General features: G+C 74.4%; 13 protein-coding genes and 2 pseudogenes. 5 read left to right on the plus strand and 10 right to left on the minus strand.

The features are described from left to right. Window positions 1–98: 98 nt before the first annotated feature. Both orn and ACFC1F_RS31870 read right to left on the minus strand, forming a co-directional pair. On the minus strand, window positions 99–701 hold the full coding sequence (gene orn, locus ACFC1F_RS31865) for an oligoribonuclease (protein ID WP_148645060.1): 603 nt from the start codon (window positions 699–701) through the stop codon (window positions 99–101). An 889-nt stretch (window positions 702–1,590) separates the two neighbouring features. Next, window positions 1,591–2,593: pseudogene (locus ACFC1F_RS31870) on the minus strand (helix-turn-helix domain-containing protein); the annotation flags it as partial. A gap of 1,051 nt (window positions 2,594–3,644) precedes the next feature. Here ACFC1F_RS31870 and ACFC1F_RS31875 point away from each other — a divergent pair. Continuing rightward, entirely contained in the window at window positions 3,645–4,448 is an 804-nt protein-coding gene (locus ACFC1F_RS31875) for a GNAT family N-acetyltransferase (protein ID WP_376163532.1), read from the plus strand. Window positions 4,449–4,723: 275 nt separating this feature from the next. On the opposite strand, the gene ACFC1F_RS31880 is transcribed toward ACFC1F_RS31875, so the two are convergent. After that, window positions 4,724–5,950, minus strand: coding sequence for an HAD-IA family hydrolase (locus ACFC1F_RS31880; protein ID WP_376163534.1), 1,227 nt, complete (start codon window positions 5,948–5,950; stop codon window positions 4,724–4,726). An 805-nt stretch (window positions 5,951–6,755) separates the two neighbouring features. Here ACFC1F_RS31880 and ACFC1F_RS31885 point away from each other — a divergent pair. Continuing rightward, window positions 6,756–7,187 (plus strand): annotated as a pseudogene (locus ACFC1F_RS31885) (universal stress protein); the annotation flags it as partial. A gap of 192 nt (window positions 7,188–7,379) precedes the next feature. Here ACFC1F_RS31885 and ACFC1F_RS31890 read toward each other — a convergent pair. The 4 genes from ACFC1F_RS31890 to ACFC1F_RS31905 all read right to left on the minus strand — a co-directional run bounded on the left by ACFC1F_RS31890 (window position 7,380) and on the right by ACFC1F_RS31905 (window position 14,023). Then, entirely contained in the window at window positions 7,380–8,570 is a 1,191-nt protein-coding gene (locus ACFC1F_RS31890; RefSeq protein WP_209415855.1) for an acyl-CoA dehydrogenase family protein, read from the minus strand. Between the two features lie 257 nt (window positions 8,571–8,827). Further along, window positions 8,828–9,817: a hydroxymethylglutaryl-CoA lyase gene (locus ACFC1F_RS31895; protein WP_376163536.1), complete on the minus strand. Its 990-nt coding sequence runs from the start codon at window positions 9,815–9,817 to the stop codon at window positions 8,828–8,830. After that, window positions 9,814–12,141, minus strand: coding sequence for a biotin carboxylase N-terminal domain-containing protein (locus tag ACFC1F_RS31900; protein WP_376163538.1), 2,328 nt, complete (start codon window positions 12,139–12,141; stop codon window positions 9,814–9,816). The genes ACFC1F_RS31895 and ACFC1F_RS31900 overlap by 4 nt, the downstream gene beginning before the upstream one ends. Window positions 12,142–12,292: 151 nt before the next feature. Next, a complete protein-coding gene (locus tag ACFC1F_RS31905) occupies window positions 12,293–14,023 on the minus strand; it encodes a carboxyl transferase domain-containing protein (RefSeq protein WP_245205827.1) in 1,731 nt (576 codons plus the stop codon). 131 nt (window positions 14,024–14,154) lie between these two features. Between ACFC1F_RS31905 and ACFC1F_RS31910 the strand changes: the two genes are divergently transcribed. Continuing rightward, complete coding sequence (locus ACFC1F_RS31910; protein ID WP_376163540.1) at window positions 14,155–14,793, plus strand: TetR/AcrR family transcriptional regulator; 639 nt, start codon at window positions 14,155–14,157, stop codon at window positions 14,791–14,793. A gap of 188 nt (window positions 14,794–14,981) precedes the next feature. Here ACFC1F_RS31910 and ACFC1F_RS31915 read toward each other — a convergent pair whose 3' ends face one another. Then, a complete protein-coding gene (locus ACFC1F_RS31915; protein ID WP_376163542.1) occupies window positions 14,982–15,308 on the minus strand; it encodes a DUF6191 domain-containing protein in 327 nt (108 codons plus the stop codon). 471 nt (window positions 15,309–15,779) lie between these two features. Between ACFC1F_RS31915 and ACFC1F_RS31920 the strand changes: the two genes are divergently transcribed. Continuing rightward, the gene (locus ACFC1F_RS31920) at window positions 15,780–20,102 is read left to right on the plus strand and encodes an ABC transporter transmembrane domain-containing protein (RefSeq protein WP_376163544.1); all 4,323 of its coding nucleotides are present in this window, start codon (window positions 15,780–15,782) and stop codon (window positions 20,100–20,102) included. A 32-nt stretch (window positions 20,103–20,134) separates the two neighbouring features. Here the strand turns inward: ACFC1F_RS31920 and ACFC1F_RS31925 are convergent, their stop codons facing one another. Next, window positions 20,135–21,121, minus strand: coding sequence for an ATP-grasp domain-containing protein (locus ACFC1F_RS31925; RefSeq protein ID WP_376163546.1), 987 nt, complete (start codon window positions 21,119–21,121; stop codon window positions 20,135–20,137). Between the two features lie 125 nt (window positions 21,122–21,246). Here ACFC1F_RS31925 and ACFC1F_RS31930 point away from each other — a divergent pair, with 125 nt between their 5' ends. Continuing rightward, the gene (locus ACFC1F_RS31930; RefSeq protein ID WP_376163547.1) at window positions 21,247–21,783 is read left to right on the plus strand and encodes an NUDIX hydrolase; all 537 of its coding nucleotides are present in this window, start codon (window positions 21,247–21,249) and stop codon (window positions 21,781–21,783) included. Between the two features lie 195 nt (window positions 21,784–21,978). Here ACFC1F_RS31930 and ACFC1F_RS31935 read toward each other — a convergent pair whose 3' ends face one another. Then, the gene (locus ACFC1F_RS31935; RefSeq protein ID WP_376163549.1) at window positions 21,979–23,109 is read right to left on the minus strand and encodes a hypothetical protein; all 1,131 of its coding nucleotides are present in this window, start codon (window positions 23,107–23,109) and stop codon (window positions 21,979–21,981) included. Window positions 23,110–23,128: the final 19 nt, after the last annotated feature.

Here is a 23,128-nt window from a genome sequence, read left to right on the forward strand (position 1 = left end):
GGGGCTCGGGCGCGCCGCGCGCGCGCTCGCCACCGCCCCCCGCCCCCCCCCCACCCCCCGCCGCGCCGCCGCCCCCCCCCCCCCCCCCGGGGGGAGGGTCAGTCCGTCGGCGCCTGGTACTTCTCGGCGATCGCGCGCGCGGTGTCGGTGTCCGGGCCGGGCTGCGGGACGAACACCGCCTCGCGGTAGTACCGCAGTTCGTCGATGCTCTCGCGGATGTCCGCGAGCGCCCGGTGGTTCCCGCCCTTCTGCGGGCTGTTGTAGTACGCCCTCGGGTACCAGCGGCGGGCCAGCTCCTTGATGGAGGAGACGTCCACGATCCGGTAGTGGAGGTGGCCCTCCAGGGCCGGCATGTCCCGGGCCAGGAAGCCGCGGTCGGTCGCCACCGAGTTCCCGCAGAGCGGCGTGCGTCCGGCCTCGGGCGCGTACTCGCGGACGTACGCGAGGACCAGCGCCTCCGCCTCGGCCAGCGTGACGCCGTGCTCCAGCTCGTCGAGCAGGCCGGAGGAGGTGTGCATCGTGCGCACCACCTCGGGCATGTTCGCCAGCGCCTCGGCCGGCGGGCGGATGATGACGTCCACGCCCTCGCCGAGGACGTTCAGCTCGGAGTCCGTCACCAGCGCCGCGACCTCGACCAGGGCGTCCCGGTCGAGGTCGAGGCCTGTCATTTCACAGTCGATCCATACCAAACGGTCATTCACGCCACTCACCCTACGGCGCGATCACGCGCCACGGGCACCGGAGGAGCCGGGTGCGGCGTCGGCGCGCAGCCCTCCGGGGCGTGCTCGTCCTGGCCGGGAGTGCCGGGCTCGCGGGCCTCGCGGGCCGGTGTGACCTGCCCGGCCCGGCCCACCGGGTGGGCCGGGTGCGCCTGGAGGCCGTCCCGTGCGGTCCGCGGGTCGCGCGGCTCCCGGACGCCCTCGGGGTCGCCCGCGCGGCCACCCTGCGGGCGGACCTGCGGAGCGCGTCCCTGCCGGGCCCTGCCCTCCGGCGTGCCGGACCCCGCGGGCGCCGGCACCCGGCCGGCCGCACCGTGGCCGCGGCCGCCGGCCGCACCGCCGGTACCGGCACCGCCGACGCCGGTCCCGCCGGCCTCGTCCGAGGGTCGCTCGGCCGCACTGCGATGCCCCTGCCCCTGACCGCGGGCACCCGGCTGCGGGTGACCGTCCTCGGCCGCGGCGTGTTCCGCGGTGCGCAGGGGGCGGCCCGCTCCCGGACCGGCCTGCGCCGGCACCAGCGGCGGGCGGGCCGGACCGCGCCCGGCCCCCGGCTGTCCGGGGTGCGAGGGCTGCCCCGCCTGCTGGTGCGGGTAGGGCTGCGCGGCGCGGGCGTGGAACCCCGGCCCGGACGGCTGCCCGTGCTGGCCCAGCGGCCCGTGCTGCCCCGGGTGCCCGGCGTGCCCGCTGCTCCCGGCCGCGAGCGGGTGCGCGGACGGCTGGCCGTGCTGGCCCGCCGGACCGTGCTGGCCGAGCGGTGCCCCGCCCGCCGCGGTGGCGGCAGCGGCAGCCGCGGCATGGGCCGCGGCCGACTGCGGCACGGCGCCCGCCAGCCGGAGGTCGCCCGGGTGCACCGGGGCCGGGGTCGGCGAGGCCGTCCCCGGGCGCCGGGCCCGGTAGCTCGTCCGGTACGCGGCCGGCGAGACCCCGAGCTGGCGCCGGAAGTGCCCGCGCAGGGCCACCGGCGACCGGAACCCGCAACGACGGGCCACGTCGTCGACCGACAGCTCCGAGGTCTCCAGCAGCCGCTGGGCCTGGAGCACCCGCTGGGTGATCAGCCACTGCAGCGGGGCGCTGCCGGTCAGCGTGCGGAACCGCCGGTCGAAGGTCCGCCGGCTCATGTAGGCCCGGGCCGCCAGCACCTCGACGTCGAACTGCTGGTTGAGGTTCTCCAGCGCCCAGGTGACCACCTCGGCCAGCGGGTCGTTGCCGATCTCCTCCGGTAAAGACTGATCGATGTACTGGGCCTGTCCGCCGCCGCTGCGACGGCTGGGCACCACCAGGCGGCGGGCCAGCGCGTTGGCGGCCTCGGCGCCGTGGTCGCTGCGGACCACGTGCAGGCAGAGGTCGATACCGGCGGCCGTGCCGGCCGAGGTCAGCACGTCGCCGTCGTCGACGAAGAGTTCGCGCGGGTCGACGTGGACCCGCGGGTAGCGCTTGGCCAGGGTCGGCGCGTACATCCAGTGCGTGGTCGCCGGGCGGCCGTCCAGCAGACCGGCGGCCGCGAGCACGAACGCGCCGGTGCAGAGCCCGATGATCCGCGCGCCCTCGTGGTGTGCCTTGCGCAGTGCGGTGATCGCCTCGACCGGTGGCGGCTGCGAGATCGAGCGCCAGGCCGGCACCACGATCGTGCCCGCCCGGGCGAGCGCCTCCAGCCCGTACGGTGCGGAGAGCGTGAGGCCGCCGGTGGTGGCGAGCGGCCCCTCCTCCCCGGCGCAGACCAGCAGGCGGTAGCGCGGGACCCCGGCGTCCTGGCGGTCGACGCCGAAGACGGAGAGCGGGATGGAGCTCTCGAAGATCGGTGCGCCACCGAAGATCAGTACCGCGACGGTCTCGCGCCGGCGCCGGCCGGACAGCTTCCGGGGTGCGGCGGCCATCACCGCGGTCGAGGAGCCGTTCGCGCCGGGACCGCCGGCCGGGCCGTGGCCGGCCGGACCGTAGCCGTTTCCGCCGAGGCCGAGCGGACCTGCCGCGATTCCGCCACCCGTCATGCCTCCTGACGCCGGTCCCGTCGAGGGAGAGGCCGGGGCGGGGCCGCCGGAGAAGGCGGGGAACGCCGCGTCCTGTCCGGTGTGGACGTGCTGGCCGTGCTGTCCGTGTTGGCTGTGCTGTCCGGGGTGGACATGGCCCGGGACGCCGGCCTGTCCGTGGCCCTGCCCCGGGCCAGGAGTACCAGGATGGCCGGGAACCGACGGGCCTGCGTGCCCGCCGCCGTGCACGGCAACGGGATTGACCGAGGGTCGGCTGACGGATCGTCCACCCTGTTCCACGGCCGCCGGGAAGGCCCCTGTTCCGGCCGGTCCCGGCGCCGGGGAGGCGGCCGGGGCGGGCAGGGCCGAAGCGGCCGCAGAGGGGTACGAGAGGTGCGGGGCGGCGCTGGAGGTGCCGGAGGAACGGGGGTTGGCAGCGATGGCCGGGGCGCCGGTGGCTCTCGGGGAGCGACCGGTGATACCGGCCACGGCCTGGCCGCTGTCAGGACCCGCGTCGCTCCTGCTCACCCTGCTCAAGGCGCTCAAGCCCCCTCGGTGGTGTGGTGTGGTGGTGCGGCACTGCTAGCCAAGATCGAATCTATCGGGTGGACCGTTGCCGTTGTGACAAGTTCACCATCCGACGCTATGTCGACATGGCAATTTGGCGTGATGCATTCGATCACGAAGCGTGGCACCCGTCGACCCTTCTGGGAAGGGGGCCGGTGCAACGGTGGCTGGTTGTCGCGGGACTGGTCCTGGGGCGCCCGGCTTCGGCGTGCCCGGCCGGAGGGTCTGGGCTGCGACTTTGCCCAAGGGCGGGGGAGGCGCACGAGATTGACCGAAAATAGGCGGTGCACAGGAGGGCGCACGTAGGCCGAACCGTGCGCCTCCCGGGCTTCATCCGGCCAGTGCCGGGGCGGCAGAGCGGCGATCGCCGGCTCGCGCTACCGTCCCTGGAGTGGAGATCCTCAGCCGGCTCGAACAGGCCAACGACAACGCCGCCGCATTCTGGCTCGCCCAAGCCCGTACGCACGGCTGGCAACAGCTCATAACACCCCGGTTCACCGCGGTCCGCTGTGCCCGCACGCCGGACGACGCACACCGCATCGTGATCACGCGCCCCTACGGCGATTCCGCGGACCTCGAAGACGAGCTGGCGGCCCTCGTGCGCGAGTGGTCCACCCTCCGGCTCACCCTGGAAGACCCCTACGGCGGGCTGGACATGACGCGCCACGGCTGCGGGCACGGCCGGGCCATGGCCGTGATGGTGCGCGAACCGGGCCCGCTCGAAGCACCCCTGACCGGCTCGCTCCCGCGCTCCGGCGACCGGGACGGTGGGCCTCTGACGGTCGATGAGGTGCTGGACGCCGACGAGTTCGCCGAGGTCGAGCGGGCCGTGGTCGAGGGGTTCCCCATCACGGAACGACAGCCCTGGACCCGGGGCGGGATGCTGCCGGGGGACCTCCTCCGCGAACCGGGCTTCCGGGCCTGGCTGGGACGCATCGGCGGCGTACCGGCCGGCGCCTCCCTCACCTACGACGACGGCCGCTCCACCGGGGTGTACTGGGTCGCGACGCTCCCCGACCACCGCTCCCGCGGTGTCGCCCGCGCCGTCCTGGAGACCGCCCTGGCCGGAGCCCGTCACGACCTTCCGGCGACCCTCGTCGCCACCCAGCTCGGCGAGCCGCTCTACCGCAAGCTCGGCTTCATCGAGCGGGGTCGTACGCACTGGTGGTCGCTGACCGGACCCTCGGAGGGGTAGGCGCGTCCGAGGGGTGCCCGGAGGACTCCGGAGGCCCCCGGAGGTTCCCGGGGCCTCGGGGGTCTTCCGGGGTGGACGGCGACGCCTTGACGATCAGGGCGGGCCGCCCCGGCACCGGGCCGTCCCGGCGGCAGGTTCCCGTGCCGTTCCTGCATCGGCTCCCGTGCAGGTTCCTGTGCCGGGCCCTCGCGCCGGTGTTGCCGGGGGGTCTGCCGGGTGGGGCAGGCCGGCACCGGTCGCGGGGGTCCGGTCAGGTCCGCGGGAGTCCGGTCAGGTCACGGTGAGACCGCCGCCGCCTCCACCGCGGGTGCGGGCGGGCGTTGGCCGAACCACGCCGGCGGCTTGGCGAACCTCGTCCGCGCAGGGCGTTCCGCAGGGGCCGTGTGTGCAGGGGCGGTGTGCCCGGGGGAGGGGTGCGCACCGCCGGTGTGAGCGGTGGCGGCCTCACCGGCCGTGGCGGGAGCGCCGACGACAGCGGGGTGGGAGGGCTGGTCAGCGCGGTCGGAGCGGAGTCCGGCCCGTTCCGCGGCGCCCGTCCGGTCCGCCGTACCGGTCGACCTCCCGCCGACAGGGCGGTCTTCTCCGGCGGCCGCAAATTCACCGGAACGGTTTCGGACACCGCCCTCCGCCGCCGAGCCCCGGGCACTGACCTCCTCGCCGTGCACGGGAACAGGCGCACGCCGGCCGTCAGGGGCGGACACCGGGAACGGTGCGCCGGACCGCACGCCCGGCAGCGCCGTCACCGTGCTCGTCCGCGACCGCGGGCTTCCGGCCTCCACGCCGGTCGTCCTCCGCCGGGCCGCGCCGCCCGCCCGGATCCCCGGCCGCGGCGCCGGTGCGCTGCGTGCGGACAGGACCTGGCCGACGGCCTCCGGCAGGCCCGCCGCCTTGAGCGTCGGCCGGTAGCCGGGCTCGGCCCAGGGCCGGCCGTGGTGCAGCCAGACGCTGCGCAACCCCGTGAGTTCGGCCCCCGCGATGTCGGCGGGGGCGTGGTCCCCGACCATCCAGGCCTCCGCGGCCCAGTTGCCGGTGGGCGCGATGCCGCAGCGCTGCGCGGCGATCTCGAAGATCAGCGGGTCCGGTTTGACGCACTCCGCCTCCTCCGAGATGACCCAGCCGTCGACCAGCGGGCCGAGCCCGGTCCGGCGGATCTTCTCCAACTGGGGCCGGGTGTTGCCGTTGCTCACGATGCCGAGCGTCCACCCCGCCGCGCGCGCCGCCCGCAGCGCCTCGATGTTCCGGGAGGGACAGTGGATGTGGGAGTTGATGCCGCGTCGGTAGTGCGCGAGCAGGAATTCGAGGGAGTCGTCCAACCCGTAGCGGCGCTGCGTGGCGGACAGTACGGTGCTGCGCGGCACGTAGCCGCCGCCGTCGATGGTGACGAGCCAGTCGAGATCGCCGGGCGGCAGTCCGCGTTCGGTCAGAAAATCCTGAGCCCAGGCCCGGAAAGCGGCGTCCCTGGGGAGCAGCGTGTTGTCGAGGTCGAGCAGGAGCAGCGGCATGCCGAGCATGCTGCCAGCGGCCGCGCGTATGCACCTGGCAAATGCCAGAGGCCGCCGCGAACCCGTGCGAATTGGCTGAAACGGATGCCGGCCCCGCCGGGGCGCCCATGCCTCCGGGATCAGCGGCCGGTGACGGGCGGCGACGGATCGTTGTCGATCCATGACAGTCCGGTCACGGTGTCCCGGTGGCCTGTTGCATCGCCCGGTTCGCTCAGTCAAGCTCCAGGGAACCTCCTTCGCCAGAGGGGGCGCGATCGTTCGCAGGCGGGGGGCGCACTGCGGCCGGCGAGCGCATCCTCCGTTTGCGGGAACTGAGGCGTTCGGAGGCTTCGCCGCTGGGCTGAGTCTCCCGCCCGTCGTACTCTGAAAGGAATAGGTCACAAACGGTGGTGCTCGGCGAAGACCGACGTCGTCCCGTGGGCGGCCCTGCTGCCTGGGCAGCGTTGTCCTCTCCTTTCGGCCCATCTCCCTCGAAGAGCCTTGAGCCATGGCTGGTTTTGAGTCATCCCGACCGATTGAGCCGGACGCGGTCCGCGGCACCGGCCCAGCGGCCGGTGGAGTCGGTGGTGACGGCTGTGACGGCGGAGATCCAGGGGGAGAGCCGGTTGTCGTGGACGCTCGGGCTCTCAGCCGCATTCTTCGCAACATCGCGCGCCGGAGCCGCCCCGGTTCCCGCCAGCGACGCGACCAGCACCGGGCCGACCCTGCGGAGCCGGCGGTGACGGGCCGCCTCGGTCCCGGGGCCGAACACCCGGGGGGTGCCGGCCTGCCGAGCGCGCCGGAGATCCAGGAGACGCCGGTCCTGTCCTGTGATCCGGTGTTCCAGCACGGCGTGGTGGTGGGTTTCGACGGATCCCTGTCGAGCGAGCGCGCTCTCGCCTACGCGGTGGGCATGGCCCGTCGCTCGCAGTGCGGCCTGGTGATCGTCCATGTGGCCAACCGGCTGCCCGCCACGGTCTGGGCCGGCTGTGAACCTCCCGTCTTCGTCGACCTCCCCGACCACCGGACCGAGGTGCTCGGCCTGGAACTCGCCTGTGCGGACTTCCTCGCGGGTGTCCCCTGGGTCCTGGTCGAGCGGGGCGGCGACATCTGCCACGAGATCGAGGAGGTCGGGCGCGAGTACGCGGCCGACGCCATCGTGGTCGGCAGCACGCACGGCCTGCTCGGCAAGATCTTCGGTTCGGTCTCCGGGCGGCTGGCGCGGCGGGCCAACCGCCCGGTGATCGTGATCCCCTGACGGACCGACAACTGGCTTGCCCCGATGGCCCGACCGGCCCCTGGCCGGCAGGCCGGGAAGCCGCCGACCCGAAACCCGGAGGGCCGGGAGGTCGGCAGACAGGCCGGTCGCCGGTCCGGGAAGTCGATTGACGGGCCAGTCGGACAATCGGGAGAGCAAGCCTCTTTCAGGCTGTACGGGAGGGGCGGGGCCTCAGGACTGGATGCCCAACTCCCGGGCGATGAGCATGCGCTGGACCTCGGACGTGCCCTCCCCGATCTCGAGGATCTTGCAGTCGCGCCAGAAGCGCGCGACCGGGAATTCGTTCATGAAGCCGTACCCGCCGTGGATCTGGGTCGCCTCACGGGCGTTGTCGACGGCGGCCTCGGACGAGTACAGCTTGGCGATCGCGGCCTCCTTCTTGAACGGTTCGCCGTGCAGCAGCCGGGAGGCGGCGTCCCGCCAGGCCAGGCGGGAGGTGTGCGCGCGCATCTCCATGTCGGCGAGCTTGAACTGGATGGCCTGGTTGGCACCGATGGGCCGCCCGAAGGCGCGGCGCGTACCGGCGTAGGCGACGGACTGGTCGACGCACCCCTGGGCCAGGCCGGTGGCCAGGGCTGCGATCGCGATGCGGCCCTCGTCGAGGATCCGCAGGAACTGGGCGTAGCCGCGGCCGCGCTCGCCCAGCAGGTTGGCCGCGGGGACGCGGCAGTCGGTAAAGGACAGTTCGCGGGTGTCGGATGCGTTCCACCCGACCTTCGAGTACTTCTTCGACACCTGGAACCCCGGGGTTCCGGTAGGCACGATGATGGAGGAGATCTCGCGCTTCGGCGAGGAGAATTCGCCCTCTTCACTCGAACGAGCGATCGGTTCCGTGAGGGCGGTGACCGTGACCAGGCCGGTGATGTCGGTGCCGGAGTTGGTGATGAAGCACTTGGTGCCGTTGATGACCCACTCGTCGGTGGCCTCGTCGTACCGCGCCGTGGTGCGGGTCGCACCGGCGTCGGAGCCGCCCTCGGGCTCGGTCAGGCCGAACGCCCCGAGCATCTCGCCGGAGGTCAGCCGGGGCAGCCACTCGCGCTTCTGCTCCTCCGTGCCGAAGCGGTAGATCGGCATCGCGCCGAGCGAGACCGCGGCCTCCAGGGTGATCGCGACCGAGGAGTCGACGCGGGCGAGCTCCTCCAGCACGAGGCCGAGCGCGAAGTAGTCGCCGCCCATGCCCCCGTACTCCTCGGAGAACGGCAGGCCGAAGAGGCCCATCCGCGCCATCTCCCGGACGATCTCGTAGGGGAACTCGTTCTGCTCGTAGAACTCGCCGATCTTCGGCGCGACCACGTCCTGGGCGAACTCGGCGACCGTCCGCCGCAGTTCCTCGTACTCGCTGTTCAGCCGGTGATCGAGCATGGTGATCCTCCTGGGGCCCGGCCGGGGTGGCCGCGGGCGTGATCGGGACAACCGCGTGCCGGTCGGATGGTGTGACCGGCACACGAAGTGCTGAGAGGGAAGGTGACGTACTGGGGGAAGGTGTCGTGCCGTGCGGGGGAGGGGGCGCCGGCCGGGCAACGCCGCGGGCGGCGCCGTACCGGCGCGGGACGACAGACGTTGCGCCGGGGCGCGAGGGGTCACGAAGGGGCGCCGGGACCTCCCGGCGCCCCCGCGCGTCAGCCCTGGTTCGCGCCGAGCAGCGCCTGGACGGTGCGGGACGGGCTGGGGCGGCCGAGCTGCCCGGCCATCCAGCCGCTGGCGGCGACCAGGGCACGGAGGTCGACCCCGGTCCGGATGCCCAGTCCGTGCAGCATCCAGACCAGGTCCTCGGTGGCCAGGTTGCCGGTGGCGCTCTTGGCGTAGGGGCAGCCGCCCAGGCCGCCCGCCGAGGCGTCGACCGTGGTGACGCCGCTGCGCAGTGCCGCCAGCGTGTTGCTCAGCGCCTGGCCGTACGTGTCGTGGAAGTGCACCGCGAGCCGGCCCACCGGTACGCCGGCCGCGGCGAACCCGTCCAGCAGCGCGGTGACCTGGCCGGGGGTGGCGACGCCGATGGTGTCGCCGAGGCTCAGCTCGGTGCAGCCCATCTCCAGCAGCTGCCCGCCGAACCGGATCACCTGCTCGGCGGGCACCGGGCCCTCCCACGGGTCGCCGAAGCACATCGAGAGGTACCCGCGCACCCGGACCCCGGCCGCGGTGGCGCGTTCCACCACCGGCCGGAACATCGCCATCGCCTCGTCCGCCGAGCGGTTGAGGTTGCGGCGGGCGAAGGTCTCGGTGGCGCTGGCGAACACCGCGATGTCGGAGACGTGGTGGGCGAGCGCGCGGTCCAGCCCGCGCTCGTTGGGCACCAGCACCGGCAGGCGCAGCCCGGGGTGGCGCTGCGGCAGGCCGGCGAGCCGGGGGACCAGCTCCTCGGCGTCGGCGAGCTGGGGCACCCACTTCGGGTGGACGAAGCTGGTCGCCTCGACGGTGTTCAGCCCGGCGGCCGCGAGCCGGGCGATGAACTCGGCCTTGACCTCGACCGGGACGAGGGCGCTCTCGTTCTGCAGTCCGTCGCGCGGCCCGACCTCGTGGATCCGGACCTCCTCGGGCAGGCCCGGGGCACGGACGGGGTCGGGCAGGCCCAGGTCGAGGGCGTCGGGCTCGGGTGCGGCGGCGGTGCTCATGACCGCACCTCGGCCGTCATCGCACCGAGCGCCCGACCGGCCGTACCGCCGTCGGCCGCGTCGCCCGCCGGGCCGTCCTCGGCGGGCGTGACGACGACCAGCAGTTCCTCCATCGCCACGGTCGCCCCGGCGGTGGCCCGCAGCTCGCTCACGGTGCCGTCGTGCGGGGCGGCGATCACGTGTTCCATCTTCATCGCCTCCAGGACGAGCAGGGCCTGACCCCGGCGGACCTGTTCGCCGACCGAGGTCTTCACGACGGTGACGGTGCCGGGCATCGGGGCGGTGAGGCCGCCGTGGTGGGCGGCTCCGGCGGCGGTGCTCTCGCCGACGGGGTCGTGGGCGTGCACCGGCCAGGCGTCGCCGTCGATCCCGAGCCAGGTGACCGGTCCGGCGAGCGGGGCGCCGGGCCGGCCGGGGGCCTCGTCGGTGGTCAGGGCGAAGGTCGTCTGCAGGCCGTCGACGGTGAGGTGCAGGCGGTCCCCGGTCCGGACGGCCCGTGCGCGGTGGGCCGGGCCCGAACCGAGCCGGACGTCCACCTCGGGAGTGACGCCGGGGGGAATGTCAGTGGCCTCGGCTACGTTGCCCGCAGTGACCGGACGGACGCTCACCGCCACCGGGTCCTGGCCGGGGGCACGGAGTCGGTGGGTGGTCCAGGCGGCGTCACCGCCCAGGCGCCAGCCGGAGGGAAGGGAGAACGGGTCGGTCCAGCCGCCGCCGTCGGCGGCGGGGGAGAGGTCCAGCTGCCGTGCCAGTGCGGCGGCGTAGTAGAGGAGGTGCGTCGAGGTCGGGGGCTCGGAGGAGCCGGAGCCGGTGCCGTCCGCGGTGGCCGCCGGGTCGGCGGCGGAGACGGCGGACGCCGGGGAGTAGGGCGAGGCGAGCAGCGTCGGCTGCTGCTGCGCCGTCTGTTCCACCAGGCCGGTGTCGAGCCGGCCGGCGACGACGTCGGGGTGGGCGAGCAGTCGCCGCAGGAAACCCGTGTTGGTGGTCACGCCGAGGATCCGGGTGTCGGCCAGTGCGGCCCGGAGGCGGCGCAGCGCGGTCGGGCGGTCGGGCCCGTACGCGATGACCTTGGCGAGCATGGGGTCGTAGGCGCTGGTGATGACGGTGCCCGGGGTGACGCCGGAGTCCACCCGAATGCCTTCGCCCTGCGGCTCGTCGAGGACCAGGATGCGGCCGCCGGTGGGCAGGAAGTCGCGCTCCGGGTCCTCGGCGCAGATGCGGGCCTCGATCGCGTGGCCGAGGAAGGAGATGTCCGGCTGGGAGAAGGTGAGGCGCTCGCCCGAGGCGATCCGCACCTGCCACTCGACCAGGTCCAGCCGCTCGGTGTGGGCGGCGGCCGGTCCGGCGGCAGGAGTGGTGACGGCGATGGCGAGTTCGGTGACGGGGTGTTCCACCTGGAGACGGGTGTTCATCTCCATGAAGAAGAAGTCCCGTACCCCCTCGGCGGGGGTGGGGGAGTCCGGGTCGATGCCGGGGACGATGAACTCCACGGTGCCGGCCCCGGTGTAGCCGCAGGACTCCGCAGCACGCACGGCCGCGGCGCCCATGGCGGCGCGGGTCTCGGCATTGAGCAGAACGGAGGGTGCCTCTTCGATCAGCTTCTGGTGGCGGCGCTGCAGGCTGCACTCGCGCTCGCCGAGGTGGACGGTGGTGCCGTGGGCGTCGGCCAGCACCTGCACCTCGATGTGGCGGGGCCGGTCGATCCAGCGCTCCAGCAACAGGGTGTCGTCGCCGAAGGCGGTACGGGCGACCCGCCGTGCGGCGGCGATCTCGGTCGGCAGTTCGGCGGGGTCCCGCACCAGGCGCATGCCCTTGCCGCCGCCGCCGGCGGACGGCTTGAGCAGCACCGGGTAGCCGATCTCGGCGGCGGCCGCGACGAGCTCCTCGTCGGTGGGCGCGGTCGCCTGGCTGCCCGGGACGACCGGCACGCCGGCGGCGCGGACGGCCTCCTTGGCGTTGATCTTGTCGCCCATCAGCTCGACCGCGGAGGGAGGAGGCCCGATGAAGGCGAGGCCGGCGTCGGCGCAGGCGCGGGCGAAGGCGGCGTTCTCGGCGAGGAAGCCGTAGCCGGGGTGGACGGCCTGGGCGCCGGTGCGGCGGGCGGCGGCGAGGATCTGGTCGGTGCGCAGGTACGTCTCGGCGGCCGAGCTGTCGCTGCGGTCGGCCGGTCCGAGCCGGACCGCGACATCGGCCTCGCGGACGTGGGGGGCGTCGGCGTCCGCGTCGCTGAAGACGGCGACGGAGCGCACGCCGAGCCGCCGCAGGGTGCGGATCACCCGGACGGCGATCTCGCCGCGGTTGGCGACCAGAACTGTGTCGAACATGGGAGGCGTTCCTCCGGGTCGAGGGGAGCCGTAAGAAGGAGGTGGTGGAGGGTGGCGGCGGCAGGGGCCGCGGTGAGGCGCAGCCAGGGCCGGGCCTGGTGACGTCCGGTGCGGGCCGGTGGCCGGCGTGCGGGCACGCCGGCCACCGGGGTCACATCCGGAAGACGCCGTACGGGCCGGGCTGCGGAAGCGGGGCGTTGGCGCAGGCGGTGAGCGCCAGCCCGAGGACGGTGCGGGTGTCCATCGGGTCGATCACCCCGTCGTCCCAGAGTCGAGCGGAGGCGTAGTAGGCGTTGCCCTGGCGCTCGTACTGCTCGCGGACGGGGCGCTTGAACTCGTCCTCCGCCTCGGCCGGCCACTCCTCGCCGTGCGCCTCCAGCTGATCGCGGCGGACGGTGGCCAGGACGGACGCCGCCTGCTCGCCGCCCATCACGGAGATCTTGGCGCCCGGCCACATCCAGAGGAAGCGGGGGGAGTAGGCCCGTCCGCACATCGAGTAGTTGCCGGCCCCGTACGAGCCGCCGATCACCACCGTCAGCTTCGGGACCCGGGTGCAGGCGACGGCGTTGACCATCTTGGCGCCGTGCTTGGCGATGCCGCCCGCCTCGTACTGCCGGCCGACCATGAACCCGGTGATGTTCTGGAGGAAGAGCAGGGGGATGCCCCGCTGGTCGCACAGTTCGATGAAGTGGGCGCCCTTGAGCGCGGCCTCCGAGAAGAGCACGCCGTTGTTGGCGACGATGCCGACCGGGTGGCCGTGGATCCGGGCGAAGCCGGTCACCAGGGTCGCCCCGTACTCGGCCTTGAACTCGGCGAACCGGCTGCCGTCGACCAGTCGGGCGATCACCTCGCGCACGTCGTACGGCGTGCGCGGGTCCACCGGGACGGCCCCGTACAGGCCGGCCGGGTCGACGGCCGGCGGCTCGGCCGGGGTCAGCGGCCACGGCCGGGCGGCCCGCGGGCCGAGCCCGGCGACGATGGTGCGGACGATGGAGAGGGCGTGGGCGTCGTCCTCGGCCAGGTGGTCCGTCACCCCGGAGGTGCGGGAGTGGAGGTCGCCGCCGCCCAGTTCCTCGGCGGTGACCACCTCGCCGGTGGCCGCCTTCACCAGCGGCGGCCCGCCGAGGAAGATCGTGCCCTGGTTGCGGACGATGACGGCCTGGTCGCTCATCGCCGGGACGTACGCGCCGCCCGCGGTGCAGGAGCCGAGCACGGCCGCGATCTGCGGGATGCCGGCGGCCGAGAGCCTGGCCTGGTTGTAGAAGATCCGGCCGAAGTGGTCGCGGTCCGGGAAGACCTCGTCCTGCATCGGGAGGAAGGCGCCGCCGGAGTCCACCAGGTAGATGCAGGGCAGGCGGTTCTCCAGCGCGACCTCCTGGGCGCGCAGGTGCTTCTTGACCGTCATCGGGTAGTACGTGCCGCCCTTGACGGTGGCGTCGTTGGCGACGACGACGACCTCGCGCCCCGCGACCCGGCCGATGCCCGCGATGACACCGGCTGCCGGTGCGGCCCCGTCGTACATCCCGTCGGCCGCCAGCGGGGCCAGTTCGAGGAAGGGGGAGGCCGGGTCGAGCAGGGTGTCGACACGGTCGCGCGGGAGCAGTTTGCCGCGCGCGGTGTGCCGGGCCCGGGCCTTGGCACCGCCGCCGAGGGCGGCCGTGTCCAGCTTCTCGCGCAGTTCGGCGACCAGGGCGCGGTGCGCCTCGGTGTTGGCCCGGAAGGCGTCCGAGCCCGGGTCGACGGCGGTGCCGAGCCGGGGTGCGGGAGCGGCGGCTCCCGGGGCGACGGATCCGCCGGACGGTGAGCCGCCCGTACCTGCCGCGCCTGCGCCTGCGGCGCTGCCGTTGACGCCGGCGGGTACGCCGGCGGTGGGGATGACCATCCCAAGAGCTCCCTTGCCCTCGGCACCAGGTGGGCGGCAGGGCCGGGTGAGCCCGCGACCCCCACGTTAATGAGCGTTAACTCGTGCGCCCAGGTTAACGGCCGATAACCCCACTGTCTACGATGGGCAGCATGTCGAAGGTCCCAGCCGCTTCCGCGCTCCCACGCCGTGACCAGATCCGCAAGGAGGCCGCCCGGCTGTTCGCCGCGCGCGGCTTCCTGGGTGTGGGCGTCGACGAGATCGGCAAGGCGGTCGGCATCAGCGGGCCCGGTCTCTACCGCCACTTCGCGGGCAAGGACGCGATGCTCGCCGACCTGCTGATCGGCATCAGCGAGCGCCTCCTGGAGGAGGGCCGTCGCCGGGCCGGCGGCGGCGACGGCGCGGCCGCGGCACTCGACGCGCTGATCGGCGGGCACGTCGACTTCGCCCTCGACGACCGGGACCTCATCACCCTGCACGACCGCGAGCTGCTGAACCTCAAGGAGGAGGACCGCCGGACCGTCCGCCGGCTCCAGCGCGGCTACGTCGAGCTGTGGGTGGACGTCGTCCGGCAGGCCTACCCGCCGCTGGCCGAACCGACCGCCGAGCCGGTCGCGCGCGCCGCGGTGCACGCCGTCTTCGGCCTGATCAACTCGACCCCGCACAGCGTCGTCCCCAACCCCGCCCAGGACGAACGGGCCGGCCTCCAGCGCGACGGCATGGCCGCGCTGCTGCACAGCCTGGCGCACGGTGCCTTCTCCGCGGCGGCCGACGCTGCGGCGCGCGGCTGAGCGACCCGCTCCTCGCCCGGGCCGCGCCCGCTGCGCCGCACACCCCGCGCGGTCCGAGGGTGGCGTCGCGTCGGGCCGGCGACGCCCAGGCGGCCGGTGCCGTCCGAGGGCCGTGCCGATCCGGGCCCGCGTCCGGCCCGCCGTCCGCGGGCGGGTGCGTGGTCCCTGCCCGGCCGCCCGCTGGGTGGCTACCGGCCGGGCTGCTCCGGTCCGCCCGGCCGGACCGTCACCCGGCCCGACTCCAGGTCGATGCGGTGCTCCAGCGGGTCGGCCGACCCGGCGTCGTCCCGAAGGACCAGCCGGCGCTCCTTCTCCTCCCGCATCTGCTGCCGCCCGGGTGAGAGGAAGGCGTTGAGCTCGTCCATCATGCTGAGGCTCGACGCCGCGCCGACCCCGGCACGGCGCCGCCGCCAGTAGATCCAGCCGCGCCGCTCCATCCACAGGAGGAGCCGGTCGACCAGCAGCCGCGCGGGCACGATCGCGACGGCGCCCACGGCCGGCCCGACCATGCTCATCGCTTCTCCCTCTTTCGGCGGCGGACACTCCGTCCGCCTCGGTCGGCCCGCCCCGGTCTTCCCGCTCCGGTCCGCCTGTCGGGGTCCGCCCGCTTCGGGCGGCGCGGTTCGGGTGGACCGCCTCGCCCCGTACGGGCCCGCCCGTCGGGGTCCGCAGGCTCAACGTCCCGCCCCCGACCCGAGTGCCCACGGGGCGCAGCCCCGGCTGCGGGCGGGTGCGGACGGGGCTCAGGTCCAGCGGGGCCTAGGTCCAAAGGAGGGCGGCCCGCTGCGCCGGTGGAAGGTGGGCGTTCCGCGCGCGGTCGTCCACCCTTGGTGGCAGGGGCACGGGCCGAGGCCGGGTCGGGAATCACCGCTGGCCGCGGGCTGTTGGCTCCTCAGCCGGGCCGGACGCCCGGCGTGCTGTGGCCGGATGAGCCGGCCGGACAAAACCATGGCGGCCACCCGACGGAATGGTTAGCATCCCTAAATATGCCTGAGACTCACGGATCTACGGTGGAGCTTTCCCCGAGCGGACCCCCGACCGGTACCCGGGGCGCGCCGACGGGTGCCGACGGCAAGCCCGGCACCCGCGGCAAGCAGGGCACCGACGGCAGACCGGGCCCCGGCGGGGAGCAGGGCGCCGACGGCGGCAACCCGGGCGGGGCCGCGGCCCCCGGCGGCAGCACCCAGGGCTGGCTGCGGCGGCTGGTCGGCTACTGCTTGCTGTCGCGCCGCAGCCTGTTGCTGGCCTTCGGGGCGTCGCTCGTCGGCATGGCCGTCACCTCACTGGTCCCGCTGGTCACCAAGCTGATCATCGACGACGTCATCACCGAGCACACCCGTTCCCTGGCCCCGTGGGCCGTGGTGCTGCTGGTGGCGGCGGCCCTGGTGTTCGCCTGCACCCAGGTGCGCCGCTACTACGGCGGGCAGCTCGCACTCGACGTCCAGCACCACATGCGCAGCGACCTCTTTCGCTCGCTCGGCCGGCTCGACGGGCACCGGCAGGACCGGTTGGACACCGGCCAGGTGGTCGGACGCGCGACCTCCGACCTCCAGTTGATCAACGGCCTGCTCTCGATGCTGCCGATGATGACCGGCTTCCTGCTGATGTTCGTCATGTCGCTGGCCGTGATGCTCTGGCTCTCGCCGCCGCTCACGCTGATCGCCCTGGTCATGGGCCCGGCGCTCTGGTGGGTCTCGGTGCTCAGCCGCAAGCGGCTGTTCCCGTCCACCTGGGCGGCGCAGCAGGAGGCGGCGGCCGTCGCGGGAGTCGTCGACGAGGCGATCGGCGGCGTCCGGGTGGTCAAGGGCTTCGGCCAGGAGGCCCAGGAGCTGGGCAAGCTGGAAGCGGCCTCGCGAAGCCTCTTCGCGGCCCGGCTGCGCTCGATCCGGCTCAACAGCCGCTACAACCCGGCCATGCAGGCGATCCCGGCACTGGCGCAGGTCGCGGTGCTGGCGTTCGGCGGCTGGCTGGCGGTCAACGGCCAGGTCACGCTCGGCACCTTCGTCGCCTTCTCCACCTATGTCGCGCAGATGACCGGCCCGGTCCGGATGCTGACCATGGTGATCACGGTCGGCCAGCAGGCCCGCGCGGGCGTGGAGCGGGTGCTCCAGCTGATCGACGAGCGCCCGCTGGTGCAGGAGCGCCCGGGTGCGGTCGCCCTCGACCTCACGGCCGCTCACCTCGCCGCCCGGCAGGATCCCGCCGGGACCACCGGCACGGCCGGATCCACCCGGTCCACCGGGCCCGTCGCCCTCGACGCCTCCACCGGGCCCGTTGCCCTCAGCGCCTCCACCGAGCCCGCTGCCCTTGAAGCCCCCGCCGCCTCCAGCGCCTCCACCGCCCTCGACGCCCCCGTCGCCGTGCACGGCGAGACGCAGCGCACCGTCGGCCCGCTCACGCCCGGCGTGGCGTTGGAGTTCGACCAGGTCGAGTTCCGGTACGACCCCGAGCACCCCGCGCCCGTCCTGCACGGGCTCAGCCTGAAGCTGGCCCCCGGCGAGACGCTGGCCCTGGTCGGCGCGTCCGGCTCGGGCAAGTCGACGGTGGCGCAGCTGGTGCCCCGGTTCTACGACCCGGCGGCCGGCGCGGTCCGCCTCTACGGCCACGACCTGCGCGACCTCACCCTCGACTCGGTCCGGGCCGCGGTCGGCATCGTCCCCGAGGAGAGCTTCCTGTTCTCCGAGACGGTCCGGACCAACATCGCGTACGGGCGGCCCGACGCCACCGACGAGCAGGTCGTGGCGGCGGCCCGCGCGGCGCAGGCGGACGAGTTCGTCCGGGAGCTGCCCGACGGCTACGAGACCAAGGTCGGCGAGCAGGGGCTCACGCTCTCCGGCGGCCAGCGCCAGCGCATCGCGCTCGCCAGGGCGATCCTCACCGACCCGGGCGTCCTGCTGCTGGACGACGCCACCTCGGCGGTCGACCCGCAGATCGAGGCCGAGATCCACGACGCGCTGCGCTCGGTCATGACCGGCCGCACCACGCTGCTGATCGCGCACCGCCGTTCCACCCTCCAGCTGGCCGACCGGATCGCGGTGCTGGACCACGGCCGCCTGCTGGACATCGGAACGCACGAGGAGCTCGACGGCCGATGTCCCCAGTACAGGGTGCTGATCTCGGATCCCGAGGCCGGTCGGACCCGGCCCGCGGCCGCCACTGGAGCACCGGCCGACGCACTCAACGAGAACCCCCGGACCGACACCGCCCGGACCGAAGCCCTTCAGGCCGAAGCCCTTCAGGCCGAAGCCCCTCAGGCCGAAACCCCTCAGGCCGAAACCCCGCAGGCCGAGGCCCCTCAGGCCGGAAACAACCGGGCCGACCGCCCCGTCACGGAGCCCGCAGGCAGCCCCGCCGCCGAGGCCGCTGCCGCCCCCGGGACCACGGCGGACGCCCCGGCGTCGCAGCCCCTCCCCGACCTGCCGACCCCGGCCCTGGCCAAGGCGGCCCGCACCGCCGACCCGGACCTGCTCGCCAAGGTCGCCGCGCTCCCCCCGGCCACCGACGAGCCGGCGATCCCCCGGTCCCAGGCGGAGGCCGCCGACCCGGACTTCAGCCTCCGGCGGGTGCTGCGCCCCTTCCGCGGCCCGCTCGCCGTCGCGCTGCTCCTCGTCGCCCTGGACGCGGGCGCCGGCCTGGTGCTGCCGATCCTGATCCGGCACGGCATCGACGACGGCGTGAGCAAGGGCCTGATGTCGGGCGTCGCCGTCGCCTCCCTGACCGCCCTGGTGATCGTCCTGCTGGACTGGCTGGTGCAGGGCGCCGAGAACCGGGTCAGCGGCCGTACCGGTGAGCGGGTGCTCTACACGCTCCGACTCAAGATCTTCGCCCACCTCAACCGGCTCGGCCTGGACTACTACGAGCGCGAGCTGTCCGGCCGGATCATGACCCGGATGACCACCGACCTGGACTCGTTGACGTCCTTCCTGCAGACCGGAGTCGTCACGGCGGTGGTCAGCCTGCTGACCTTCCTCGGCATCTTCGCGGCCCTGCTGGTCATCGACGCCGGCCTGGCGCTCGTGGTCTTCGCGGTGCTGCCGCTGCTGCTGGTGGCGACGCTGGTCTTCCGCAAGAAGTCCAAGCAGCAGTACGAGATCTCGCGCGACCTGATCAGCACGGTCAACGCCGACCTCCAGGAGAACGTCGCCGGCATGCGGATCGTCCAGGCCTTCCGCCGGCTGGACGCCAACACCGACCGCTTCGTCGCCAGGGGCATCGCCTACCGCGAGGCCCGGGTCCGCGCGCAGCTCTACATCTCGCTGTACTTCCCGTTCGTGCAGTTCCTCTCCAGCGTCGCCGCCGCGCTGGTGCTGATCGTGGGCGCGTCGCGGGTCGACTCCGGGACGCTCACCGTTGGTGCGCTGGTCGCCTACCTGCTCTACATCGACCTGTTCTTCGCGCCGGTCAACCAGCTCTCGCAGGTCTTCGACGGTTACCAGCAGGCCGCGGTGGGTCTGGGCCGGATGCGCGAACTGCTGCAGACCCCGACCACCACCGCGGAGGTGGCCGACCCGGTGCCGGTGCGGGGCGGGCTCCGCGGCGAGATCGACTTCGAGGACGTCGGATTCGCCTACAACGGCGGCGCCGAAGGCGCCCCGTCCGTGCTCACCGGCGTCAGCCTGCACATTCCCGCCGGTCAGACGGTGGCGCTGGTCGGCGAGACGGGGGCCGGCAAGTCCACCCTGGTCAAGCTGGTCGCCCGGTTCTACGACGCGACCGCCGGCACCGTCCGCGTGGACGGCGTCGACCTGACCCGGTATGACCTGGCGCAGTACCGCCACCGGCTCGGCGTGGTGCCGCAGGAGGCGTACCTGTTCGCGGGCACGGTGCGCGAGGCGATCGCGTACGGCCGGCCTTCGGCCTCGGCGGCCGAGGTGGAGGCGGCGGCCCGGGCGGTCGGCGCGCACGACATGATCGTCCGGCTGTCGGGCGGCTACGAGCACGAGGTCACCGGGCGGGGGCGGAACCTCTCGGCCGGCCAGCGCCAGCTGATCGCCCTGGCCCGGGCGGAGCTGGTCGACCCGGACATCCTGCTCCTGGACGAGGCCACCGCCGCGCTCGACCTGGCCACCGAGGCTGCCGTCAACCACGCCTCGGACCGGCTCAGCGGCGGCCGCACCACGCTGGTCATCGCCCACCGCCTCACCACGGCCGAACGCGCCGACCGCGTCGTGGTCCTGGACCACGGCAAGGTGGTCGAGGACGGTACGCACGCCGAGCTGCTCGCACAGGGCGGTGTGTACGCGCGGCTCTGGCAGGCGTTCATCGCCGACGGCCACCCGGCGCCGGAGCCCGAGCCGGTGGTGGGATAGCGGCCGCAGCCGCGGAGGGAACGGGCGAGGGGTCAGGCCGCGATCAGTGAGGTGAGCAGTCCGGAGGCGTCGATCCCGCGCGGCAGGTCGCTGACCTGCCCGTCGCCCACCTCCACCACCCGCCAGCCGGAGCCGTCGGCCCGGCTGGCGAGGTCGGTGGTGACGAAGCGGCAGCCGAGGGCCCGGACCAGTGGCCTCACCCCGGTGAGGTCCGGTTCGGCGCTCTGCCCGGGTGCGTCCGGGTGTGGTCCGACCAGCACGGGCTCGCCGTCCAGCCACCACACGCGGGCCTCCACCGGCCGCTCCCCGTTCCCGCCGCGACCCCGCGCGCCGCTCGCCGGTCCGCCCGCCGGTCCGCTTCCGGCTCCGGGTTCGTTCACGAGCCCGTCCGTCGTGCCGTCGCCGCCGGCCCGCGCGAACTCCTCGTACCGGCGCAGCACCACACCGCCCGCCAGGAACTCGCCCTGCAACTCGACGAAGCGATCCACCACCCGCCCGACGGAGGCCAGGTCGGACAGCTCGGGGACGTAGCAGGCCTCGTCCCACTCGTGCTTGCGGGACTTCACGTAGTCCTTGACGATCGCCGGGCCGTGCCCGCCGAGCCGTTCGACCGCGGCGGCCAGCTGCTCGGCCCCGGGGCGGCCCGCCGCCGGGGACAGCGGGATCCAGGTGCTAGGCGGGGTCGCGCCCTCGAACACGCCGTACCAGCCGGGCAGTTCGTGCGCCGAGGCGTAACCGGCCGCACTGGTGAGCAGGTTGGCACCGCGGTCGGCCAGGGCCCGGTCGAAGGCGGCGTAGTCGACGGCGGGGATCATCCAGCCCCGGTACCAGAGCGGGCCGCAGTCCTTCGGCACCCGCCGGACCGCCTCCGCGACGTCTCCGGCGAGCAGCGCGTCGTGGTCGACGAGGTACTGCTCGCCGCCCAACTCCCGCAGTGTCCGGGCCTCCCAGGCGAAGTGCGGGTCGGGCCGGCGCGGGTTGAGCGGGTCGGCGGGGAAGACGATCGCTGGTGCGGGCATGGGGGTCAGAGTACGGCCACGGGACGTTCGCGGCGGGGTGAACACCCTGTCTGCCCGCGGTTGGTGCCGCAGCCCCGGCGCTAATCCGCTCGACGCTGCGCGACCGGCGCTGGGAGAGTGATCCGATGCGAAATCTGCTGTGGCGAGCGAGGCGTGTCCCCAGGCAGGCGGCCCGGACGGTGGTGCTGGACGGGAGCGGCTCCGTCTTCCTGCTCCGCTCCGACAACAGTGAGGTCGGCGTCCACTGGACGATGCCCGGCGGTGGCATCGAGGCGGGCGAGACACCGTGGACCGGTGCCCGGCGCGAGCTCTGGGAGGAGACCGGCTGGACCGACCTGGAACCCGGGCCGCTGCTCTGCACCTGGGAGCACGACTTCACCTGGCACGGCACGCCCGTCCGCCAGCACGAGCACATCTACCTGACCAGCGGACCGAACCGGGGCCCGGGCGGCGACGTCAGCGCGGTGCACACCGCCGACGGGATCCTCGGCTGGCGCTGGTGGACCCCCGCCGAGCTGGCCGACGAGGACGCCGACGCCCTCTGGCCGCCCAGACTCCCGGAGTTGCTGGCCGATGTCCGGGAGGGCTGGCTGGCCGACCGGCGCGAACCGCAGCCCGTCCACCTCGGCTACGTCCCCAACGCCCCGGCGTCGGCTCCCTGACGCGCCGGCCGGCGGCCACACGGCCACCCGGCGACCAGGCGCCCGCCGCCGATCACCTTGCCGCGGGTCACTCTGCCGCCGGCTGCCGGGACGCCTGCCGCCGACCACCGGAGCCGTGGCACTCCGGACCCGTGACCGATGACCGAGGCGTGACCGAGGCGAGACCGACAGGCCCAGGGCGTGGCGGACAACGCCTCAGCGCGGAGACCGCCCGCCGCGTCGGCCCGGTCGCCCGGCCGGGCCGGACTGCCAGCCGTGCAGGTCGAGCTCCCGGTCGTGCAGCGCGCCGGGGTTGATCAGTACCGACAGCTGCGCATCGGCCAGCCGGCCGAGGTCGAGGCCGGTGGCCTGGAGGAGGTGGTCCGTCGGTACCGAGACGGCGATGGCGGGCCGCCACGAGGGCAGCACCACCAGGACGGTGCCGCGGCCGACCCGGACCAGCTCGGCCTTCACCCGCACCGGCTGCCGCTCCTCGGGGCGGCCGACGGTGTCGGGAAGGTTCGGAGTGCCCCCGATCAGGATGCCGAGCGGCGTCTCGGCCATGGCGGGCACGGCCTCGCCGAAGAGCCCGGCCGCGGCGGGCACGGCCGGTGCGGCGTCCGGTGGCACGGCCGAAGGCGTCGCCCCGCGCTTCTCCGCGTCCTCGGCCTCGCCGCTTGTCGCGACCTCGGGATGCATGCGGCGCAGCCGTCGCGAGGGTGAGGGCCGCTTGGCCCGGAGGATCCGCAGCTCCTCCTGCGCGACCCGCAGGACGGGAACGGTCCGCTGTACCTCCGCGGGCTCCGGCGACTGGAGCCGGGTGAACCCCCCGGCGTCGGCTCCCCTGCCCGCGCCGGTTCCCGTCCCGGTGCCCGAACCGGCACCCGGGCCGGCGGCGGATCCGGCGCCCTCGGCCAGCAGTTCGTTGATTTCCGCGACCGGCCTACGGCAGGCGGCGGCGAGCTCGGCGCTCGAACGGCCCTGCCCGTACGCGGTCCGCAGTCGCTCGGCCAAACCGGCCCGGACCAGTGCGGCCGTGTGCCCGCTCTCGCCGTCCCCGGCCGGGACAGCCCCGCCCCCTGCGTCCCCGCCCCCGACAGCTTCGCCCCGAGCGCCCCCTGCGTCTTCCACGTCGCCGCGCCGCGGGCGCGGCACCGAGCCGTGACGGGCACCGCCGGCCACCCCGGAGTCCGTCGCCGCCGCGATCGCGCAGAGCCCGGCGGCCGGGGCGGCCGCACCGGAGGCGGGCCGGTCGCCGGCGGGAACCCCGTCCACGGGAAGGCCGGGCGCGGGCAGGCCGGCTGACGGCAGGTCGGAAGCGGTCGCGGTCTGGTCGAGCGTGGTCATCGGCACGGGCCCTTCGGGG

Origin of the sequence: Kitasatospora sp. NPDC056181 (genome assembly GCF_042266225.1) — a bacterium.
In the GTDB taxonomy this organism is placed as follows: Bacteria; Actinomycetota; Actinomycetes; order Streptomycetales; family Streptomycetaceae; genus Kitasatospora.

Coding starts and splice junctions, on each gene's coding strand:
- ACFC1F_RS31880 (WP_376163534.1), bottom strand. CDS start 5,950: ATGCCGCTGCTCCTGCTCGACCTCGACAACACGCTGCTCCCCAGGGAC.
- ACFC1F_RS31890 (WP_209415855.1), bottom strand. CDS start 8,570: ATGCTCGATCACCGGCTGAACAGCGAGTACGAGGAACTGCGGCGGACG.
- ACFC1F_RS31895 (WP_376163536.1), bottom strand. CDS start 9,817: ATGAGCACCGCCGCCGCACCCGAGCCCGACGCCCTCGACCTGGGCCTG.
- ACFC1F_RS31900 (WP_376163538.1), bottom strand. CDS start 12,141: ATGTTCGACACAGTTCTGGTCGCCAACCGCGGCGAGATCGCCGTCCGG.
- ACFC1F_RS31905 (WP_245205827.1), bottom strand. CDS start 14,023: ATGGTCATCCCCACCGCCGGCGTACCCGCCGGCGTCAACGGCAGCGCC.
- ACFC1F_RS31910 (WP_376163540.1), top strand. CDS start 14,155: ATGTCGAAGGTCCCAGCCGCTTCCGCGCTCCCACGCCGTGACCAGATC.
- ACFC1F_RS31915 (WP_376163542.1), bottom strand. CDS start 15,308: ATGAGCATGGTCGGGCCGGCCGTGGGCGCCGTCGCGATCGTGCCCGCG.
- ACFC1F_RS31920 (WP_376163544.1), top strand. CDS start 15,780: ATGCCTGAGACTCACGGATCTACGGTGGAGCTTTCCCCGAGCGGACCC.
- ACFC1F_RS31925 (WP_376163546.1), bottom strand. CDS start 21,121: ATGCCCGCACCAGCGATCGTCTTCCCCGCCGACCCGCTCAACCCGCGC.
- ACFC1F_RS31930 (WP_376163547.1), top strand. CDS start 21,247: ATGCGAAATCTGCTGTGGCGAGCGAGGCGTGTCCCCAGGCAGGCGGCC.
- ACFC1F_RS31935 (WP_376163549.1), bottom strand. CDS start 23,109: ATGACCACGCTCGACCAGACCGCGACCGCTTCCGACCTGCCGTCAGCC.